5 protein-coding genes are annotated in these 8032 nt (G+C 44.7%); 2 read left to right on the top strand and 3 right to left on the bottom strand.

What is annotated here, in order from left to right; genetic code table 11:
• Positions 1-43: 43 nt before the first annotated feature.
• Together A3729_RS20155 and murI are read left to right on the top strand one after the other, a co-directional pair.
• Positions 44-1963, top strand: a complete 1920-nt coding sequence (locus A3729_RS20155) for a Gldg family protein (RefSeq protein ID WP_068514696.1) — start codon at positions 44-46, stop codon at positions 1961-1963.
• A gap of 13 nt (positions 1964-1976) precedes the next feature.
• Positions 1977-2822 carry a glutamate racemase gene (murI, locus tag A3729_RS20150; RefSeq protein ID WP_068514699.1) on the top strand — a complete coding sequence of 282 codons (846 nt, stop codon included), beginning with the start codon at positions 1977-1979 and terminating at the stop codon, positions 2820-2822.
• Here the strand turns inward: murI and A3729_RS20145 are convergent.
• From A3729_RS20145 to A3729_RS20135, 3 genes are all read right to left on the bottom strand, one after another.
• On the bottom strand, positions 2795-3451 hold the full coding sequence (locus tag A3729_RS20145) for a bifunctional 2-polyprenyl-6-hydroxyphenol methylase/3-demethylubiquinol 3-O-methyltransferase UbiG (protein WP_068514702.1): 657 nt from the start codon (positions 3449-3451) through the stop codon (positions 2795-2797). The two genes, murI and A3729_RS20145, sit on opposite strands and share 28 nt — an antisense overlap.
• Positions 3452-3532: 81 nt before the next feature.
• Positions 3533-5716: an EAL domain-containing protein gene (locus A3729_RS20140; RefSeq protein ID WP_068514704.1), complete on the bottom strand. Its 2184-nt coding sequence runs from the start codon at positions 5714-5716 to the stop codon at positions 3533-3535.
• An 81-nt stretch (positions 5717-5797) separates the two neighbouring features.
• Entirely contained in the window at positions 5798-7945 is a 2148-nt protein-coding gene (locus A3729_RS20135; protein WP_068642366.1) for an HDOD domain-containing protein, read from the bottom strand.
• Between the last annotated feature and the right edge of the window lie 87 nt (positions 7946-8032).

Below are 8032 nucleotides of genomic sequence, written 5' to 3'. Positions count from 1 at the left end.
TTTGGTCGTTGATATGAAGAAAGCGGATTAAGGGGAGATAGACATGACTAATTTAAAATCATCTAAAGGTTTATTGATTGTATTTATTGCCATGTTTGTGGTGATTCTCGTGAGCTCCAAACTGCTAAGCGGTGTTCGCTGGGATTTGACTGAAAATGGTTTGTATACCTTGTCTGACGGCACTAAGAAAATAATTAAAAGTCTTGATAAGCCCGTGAACTTAACCTTGTATTTTTCTGATAAAGCGAGTTCACAGCTTCCTGCTTTAAGGACTTATGCTCAAAGAGTCGAAGAATTGTTGCAAGAGTATGTAGGTCTATCTGACGGGAAGCTCAGCTTCGAAAAAGTAGATCCTGTGCCTTTCTCGGAAGCTGAAGATGAAGCTTCCTTGGCTGGCTTGCAAGGCGTGCCAGCAGGTTCCCGAGGTGACGAAATTTACTTTGGCTTGCGTGTACAGAATGAAGACGGCGCAGAAGAAGTGATTCCATTTATGCAGCCAGACAAAGAGGCATTCCTTGAGTATGAATTGACGCGTTTGATCTCGTCTCTGTCAAAGACGGCTTTGCCTAAAGTCGGAATTTATAGTGGCGTGGAAATCAATGGCGGCTTTGATTATATGACTCGACAGACACGTCCAGCTTGGTCGATTGTCGAATATATGCAGGAAGGCTTTGAACTGGAATGGATAGAAGACAATGCCACCGAAATTCCTGAGGTGGATGTGCTCTTGCTTGTTGCACCTCAAAACCTTTCAGATAGTTTGTTGTTTGCGATAGATCAGTTTGTCCTGAAGGGTGGGAGAACCTTGGTATTTCTCGACCCGTACTCTGAGGCACTTGCCGGACAAAGCGGAATTCCTTCTGTACAACGTTCAGATCTTAATAAGTTGCTGCCTGGCTGGGGTCTCCAGTTGCGCGAAGATGTGATCGTGACTGACTTCGCAAACTCTATGGTTGTCGGGCTTGGACAGAACCGAAATCCGGTGCGACATATTGGCTTGTTAGGGATGGACCCGAGCACGGCGAGCTCAGGCGAAGACATTGTCTTGTTCGGATTAGAGAGCATGAACTGGTCTTCAGCGGGTATCCTGGATAGTCTTGAAGACCGTCAGACGGAAGTGAATGTCTTGTTATCGAGCAGTGAACAGTCAATGCCACAAAAAGCTGAGCTCTTAACAAATCTGCAAGACCCTCAAGACTTATTGAATGACTTTGAACCAACGGGCGAGCGCTATGCCCTTGCTGTAAGAGTTTCAGGGAAAGCGAAGACCGCTTTTCCTGAAGGTGTAACAGTGCAGAAGCAGATCTTATCTGATAGCGATGAGCCAAATGCTGAGGGCGACTCTTTGGATGCCGAAGAGGTTCAGAAAACCGAAACAGTTAGCGAAACGCTTTTACCGGAAATAAGCGAAGGTGAGGCGCTTAACTTGATGATTGTTGCGGATTCAGATCTACTGACAGATCGACTGTGGATTCAGGTTCAGAATTTCTTTGGTCAGCAGATTGCCACGCCTTGGGCCGATAATGGTAGTTTCCTGGTTAATGCTCTGGAAAACTTTTCGGGGCATCCGGAGCTAATTCAAATTCGTAGTCAGGGGCGCTTTAATCGTCCTTTTGATAAAGTTGAAGATATACGTATGGCGGCTGAAGAGCGCTTCCTGGAGCAGCAAGAGTTGCTCGAAGAAGAGCTTCAGGCAACTGAGAGTAAGCTGATGGATCTGGAGCGTTTACGGGGTGAAGGTGATGGTGCTCTATTTACTGATGAGCAAGCCCAAGAGTTAGAAAGCTTTCAGGTTGAGAAGCTTAAAATTCGTAAACAGTTGCGAGATGTTCAGCATCAGTTGGACCAGGATATTGAAAACTTGGGTACGCGTTTGAAGTTGATTAATATCTTTTTAGTGCCTGTACTAGTTTGCTTGTTTGCGCTATTTGTCGCAATGCGCAAGCGTTCTGTGCAGCGCTAAAAGGCCTCACCCTTTGACACAGTCGCCCGCTGCTCGCTCGATTCTGGTACTAGATTCCGGAGTAGGGGGCTTGAGTGTCTGCCAATCGATTCTGGCGACAATGCCAGAGTTGCAAATTATCTATTTTGCAGACGACGCTTACTTCCCTTATGGTTTGTTGCCGGAGCAGGTGCTTCGGCAACGCTTAAGAGAAGTTGTCTCGGCAATGTTGCTCCAACATAAGCCAGAGCTGGTTGTTCTGGCTTGTAATACTGTTAGCACCCTAGTCCTGCCGGATTTACGGGCGGAGTTTGATGTGCCCTTTGTCGGCGTTGTACCCGCTATAAAGCCCGCAGCCCAGATGACCCAAAGCGCGGTGATAGGGTTATTAGCGACTCCGGCAACGGTTAAGCGCCAATATACAGATCAATTAATTAAGGACTATGCAAGTCATTGTTGCGTGGTTCGAATTGGTAGCAGTGAGCTTGTTGAACAAGCCGAAATGCACTTGTCGGGTTACCCAGTTGATCAAGCACTTCTTGCTCGAGTGCTGGCACCGTTTAAACAAGAAGTCGATGGCTCAAGGGTAGATGTGGTTGTCTTGGGATGTACTCATTTCCCTTTACTTAAAGATCAGCTTAGTGCCTTGCTTCCCCAGGTAAGCTGGGTAGATTCCGGTGAAGCGATTGCAAAGCGAGTGCAGCATTTGTTGGCTGGTGAGCAGGGGGTTATTCCAGGGCAAGATCTCTCTACAAAGAACGCGATTCATCAGATTTATTTTTCTGAGATGACGCCTAATGAAGAGGTGTTCTCGGAATCATTACAAGCCTTGGGCTTAGCTCAATACCAGCTTCACTGTTTCTCGGCCAGTATGGACTGAAATGCGGGTTGGCCCAGTACGCTAAAAGTCTGCTCTTTACAGAGCTTCAAACCCTTCTTTTCAAGTAGGTCTGCGTAATTGTAAAGGCCATGAATAGCATTGCCTGCGACCGCAAAGAAAGCCGTTGCGGCGGTTAGCCAGTAGGCTTGCTGAGCAGTCTTTTGAAATATATTGCCACTGGCAGTTTTAAAATCACCAATAATCACGTAGCCACCTGGTTTACACAGTTTGATCAGGTGGTCTAACACCGCATTCATTTTGTCTTTCTCAAATACTGTTAGAAAGAAGTTGGCAACCACGACATCATAATTAGCTTTTGCTTCATGCTTGAGTATGTCACCAAGGATAGGTTTAATATTGAGTGACTCCTTATCGGGGTGCTTCTCAATAAGTTTGAGGTTGGTATCCATCATTGTTGGTGATAAATCAATTAATGTCGATTCAGCACCGAGTTCAGCTGCTCTAATGGCATCATCACCTTGTCCCGCACCAGCAAATAAGACTTTACTACCAGTCTTGACGAGTTCTTCATCAAGCATCGCTAAGCGGCATTCCTGTATAGCATTGCCGCTATATAGTTTGCTTAAAGTGTCGTAGGAACGTCCAATTAATCTGTATTTGTCTAACATGGTTTGAGCTTTCAAAGAGAAGAGGCAGGTTTGACTATAAGGCTTTGCATTATTATGGATGTTCTGAGGAAAAAGGCCAGCTTATATCTCAATAAGCTGGCTCGCATTGTTGTTAATCTGTTCAAGTGCGTCACGGCCTGGAACGGCTCTACCAAAATAGAAGCCTTGAATCTCCTGGCAGCCCAAAGACTTTAGGTAACTTAGTTGAGTCTCGGTTTCGACGCCTTCGGCAACAATATTGAGTTTCAGGCCGTGGGCCATGGATACAATAGCATTAACGATGCAGGCATCATCGTGTGTATCTTCAATATCCTTGATGAAGGACTGGTCTACTTTCAAAGTATGAATAGGCAGTTTATGAATATAGTTCAGTGATGAATAACCCGTGCCAAAGTCGTCAATGGCAATGGTGACGCCATGCTCAGAGAGTTGTCTGAGTTTTTGAGTCATATTCTCAAGGTCGTTCATAATAACATTTTCAGTGAGCTCGATTTCGAGATTTCCGGGCGGGAAATCTGCCTGGCGCAAGCTGGATAGTAAACGCTGTACAAAGCGCGGGTGTTCAACCTGGAGAGGTGAGAAGTTTACTGATAAGCGAATGTCACTTTGGCCGCTGTCGATCCAGGATTTAATTTCTTTACAGGCCGAATGCAGTACCCAGTCGCTAATATCAGACATTAGTCGGGTTTCTTCGGCTAAAGGAATAAACTCGCCAGGATAGATTAGACCACGCTCAGGATGCTGCCATCTTACCAGCGCTTCAACACCGATGGTCTTACCTGTCTTGGCAGAAATTTGAGGCTGATAATAAACTTTGAACTGGTTACGTTCCAGTGCGTTTCTAAGGTCTCTTTCCAGGCTCAAACGATTTGAGGTGTGGATGGCCATATCTTCGCTGTAGTACTGGTAACCATCTTTACCGCGTCCCTTTACATGGTACATAGCAACATCGGCATTTTGGATGAGCTGGTCAACCGTGTTCCCGCCATTAGGGTAGACGGCAATACCAATACTTACGCCGACAAATACTTCATGCTCACCCAGGTCGAAAGGGGCTTTGAGTGTTGAAATGACTTTCTTGGCAATGGTTCTGGCATCTTCAGGCGAAGAAATTGATGGCAGAAGTAGGGTGAATTCATCTCCACCAAAACGAGATAAGGTATCACACTTTCTGACGCAGCTTTCAAGGCGAAGGGCCACAGACTGCAATAAGCGGTCGCCCATAGCGTGCCCCAAAGTATCGTTGACCACTTTAAAGCGATCCAGATCCAGGAACATGACGGCGACATGATTCTTGTTTCGTTTGGCCTGCGCGATAGAGATGTTTAGACGGTCTTTAAACAGCGCTCTGTTCGGGAGGCGTGTAAGAAGGTCGTGATAGGCCTGAAAGTTAATAAACTCTTCGGCTTCTTTTCGCTCGGTAATGTCACGAGCTGTTCCATAGGTGCCAATCACTTTGGTAAGCGTTTTCTTTTTTCCGGAAATGTCTGTAACTGAGGTTCTTACTTTACGCTCAATAGGGAAGAAAGTGACTTCAAAATAGCGCGCTGTATGGTCTGATTTTTTAGCTTTCAGGCGCAACTCTGAAGACCAGGTATCCTGTTTTTTACCGAACTGTTCCTCAAATAGATAGCTGGCACGCTCCAGGTCATTCTCTTCAATAATATCCAGGTAGTTTCGGCCGATTAAGTCTGTTTTCTTATAACCAAGAATGCTTTCTACTTTGTTGTTCAGAAAAGTGAATCGACCACTTTTGTCGAGCATGAAAACGATATCAGGAGAACTGTTAACGATGTAGCGGTGAAGTTCTTCAGATTTTTGTAGTCTCGATTGCATAGCGTGGTGTGCTTTTTCAAGCATCACCTTCTGCAGGGCGCTTTCCATGGTAGAAAGCAGTTCTTCAGGGTCATAGGGCTTACGCAAGTAATCATACGCGCCACGTCGTAAAGCTTTGCTTACCGCAGAAAAAGAAGACTCGCCGCTGACAACAATTGTTGCAACATCGATTTCTTTTTGAGTGATAAAGTCCATCACTTGATGACCATTGAGATCAGCCATATTCAGATCAAGAAGAACTAGATCAAAGTCTTCTGATGATAGCTTTTCACAGGCCTGCAGGCCACCATGTGCGCAAACAACTTGATAGCCTTTGTTGAGTAGAAGGTTCTCAAGACTTTTAAGTAGGCGATACTCATCGTCGACGATAAGAATGCAGGCTTGTTCAGTTTGCAGACTTAGATTCTGCTCTGTTTTTTGTATTTTCATGCTAACTCTTGACCACTACGTAATCACTACGTTCATTACTGCTCCATATTCCTCTCCTATAGTCGCTTCCATACACATGGACTATAGGCTTTCTTGAGGAAGAAAGATTTGAAACGTCGTTCCTTTTTCGTTGCTTCTACAACTAATGGTACCTTTAGCATCCCTGACGAGGTTTTTGGTAATACTCAGGCCCAAGCCTGAGTGTCCGTCACCTTTTGTTGAGGTAACAGGTTTAAAAAGGCTTTTTGCTATTTCTTCTGGCAGGCCTGGGCCTTGGTCCTTGATCAGGATTTCTACGTAACCCTGGCCATTAAGGTTGATATTGGCTGCCGTGCTGATAAAAATAATGCCGCCTTCAGGCATTGCTTCCGAGGCGTTTTTAATCAGATTTGTAATGATTTGCTTGAACTGGTTCCTTTTCGTGCCGATTCGCTTCAAGTCCTGATCTAAGTCTAGCTGATAGGAAGTGTCGTGCAAGACGAATAAAGAATGCTCATATAAGGTGCAAAGATTCTTGATTTCGGTATTAATGTCGACGCCGGACTGTGTTTCGACGGCTTCTTGTTTTAGGTCGCGTAAACGTAAAATAATCTGACTTGTTCTATTTAGTTCTTCTCTGACAATATCAAGCTCTTCAGCTAGCTCGTGTTGCTCGTAACTTTCTGCAGGCCCCGTTAGTTTGTTAGACAAAGAGACCAAATAGTTATTAATGATGTTTAAGGGGTTGTTGGCTTCGTGGGCTATTTCCCTGGCTCGCTGTGCCATAGCTTCAGTGCTGGCATCGCTCTCAATGCGTGTAATTTTTTCCGTGGTCTTACTGCAAGCCTGGGCCATTTCCTCGGTAAAGTACTTTAATAAACGTATTTGGTGTGAGCTTTGGCTCAGAGAGTGTTCACAGGCAATCACCAATACGCAAAATAAGTCTTCATGAGTCCGAATCGGACAGCAAACAATACCCGTGCTATTGAGTCCCCTAGTTATCTGCTGATCGACAACTGATAAGTTGTTTGAGTCATTGGCTGAGCTTGAGGCCTCAATATTGTGGTCAAGTGAGCACATTACCTGGTTTCTTGCGGCTGACTGCGCGACTAGGCTGCGCTCATTACTTAGTTTCACTTTAATAGGTACTTCATTGTCGCCATGTGCCTGGCCTGAAACGAGCTCTTTAGATTCGGGGTTAAACCAGTAGACTTCGCTTTGGCTAAAACCAAAAAGTAGCTCAAGGCTCGTGCGTAGTGACCTTCCTAGCTCATCTCGGTTTTGGGCGTGACTCAGTTCAGTGCTAACATTCTGGATAAGACCAATCTTTCGGACTTGCTCGGCCAGCTTTACTTGGGCTTTTTTATCGTTTTCACTATCTATGTCGGCTTGAATGTCTATTTCGATATTTAGAGTCTTGGCCATTTCTTTAACATCGCCTTCGACTTTAAAGACAATTTCTTTTAGTAGTGCGCTGTTTAGTTCAAATAATTGGTAACCCAAGTCTGCGAAACTGTCGCCTGAGAAATAATCCTGCTGAAAAGTGCCTAACTGGCTTGAAAGGTATATGAGCTTAACCAGGTGATGAGCATCCTGAATAGATTCAGGCTCGGCGTGATGGAACTCAATCGCATCAACAGCAAAGCTACTTAAGTTCCACTCTTTTGCGAGCCATGCTCCTATTTGAGTATGGTCAACTGAAAATGCTTCTTGCTCAAATTTACAGAGCTTATGAGTAAGAACCTCTGGCTTACTACGAAGTTCTGCATACTCTTGTGGAAAGTGACTGTCGAGAACCACCTCCCCGATGTTGTGAAGCAATGCAGTCAGATAGGCTTCATCAGGATTAGGGTAGCTGGTCAGGATCGCTAATGCTTTTGCAATTAAAGCTGTGCTCAGAGAGTGCTTCCAGAACTGTTTCAAAAAAACGAGGTGTTGACTCTTAAAGCCCGAGAAGAATTGTTGTACCGCCGCAGTGATAACAATCGTCTTGATTGTATCGGTACCCAAAACAAGTAGAGCGCGCTCAATACTTTTTATTTCGGTTCCGCGATTGTAGAACGACGAATTTGCCAGGGATATAACGCGTGCGGTGATCGCAGCATCATGACTAATTATTTGTGACATTCGCTGAAAGGTTGCGCCGTCTTCCTGACAAGCTTCCAGCATTTCAACCAATACATGAGGAAGAGAAGGTAGCTTATTTACCTTCAATTCGTTCATTATTTGTTGTGTGTTGTCTGTAGTCATGGCTTTTTATGATAAAAAATCGTCTTTTAAAGAACGTTATTATTGAGCATATATTAGACAATACTCTATACAAATTAAACATTTATT

This window comes from Oleiphilus sp. HI0043, assembly GCF_001634935.1.
Note: the sequence above shows the minus strand (reverse complement) of the source record. Positions and strands in the feature narration are given on the sequence as shown.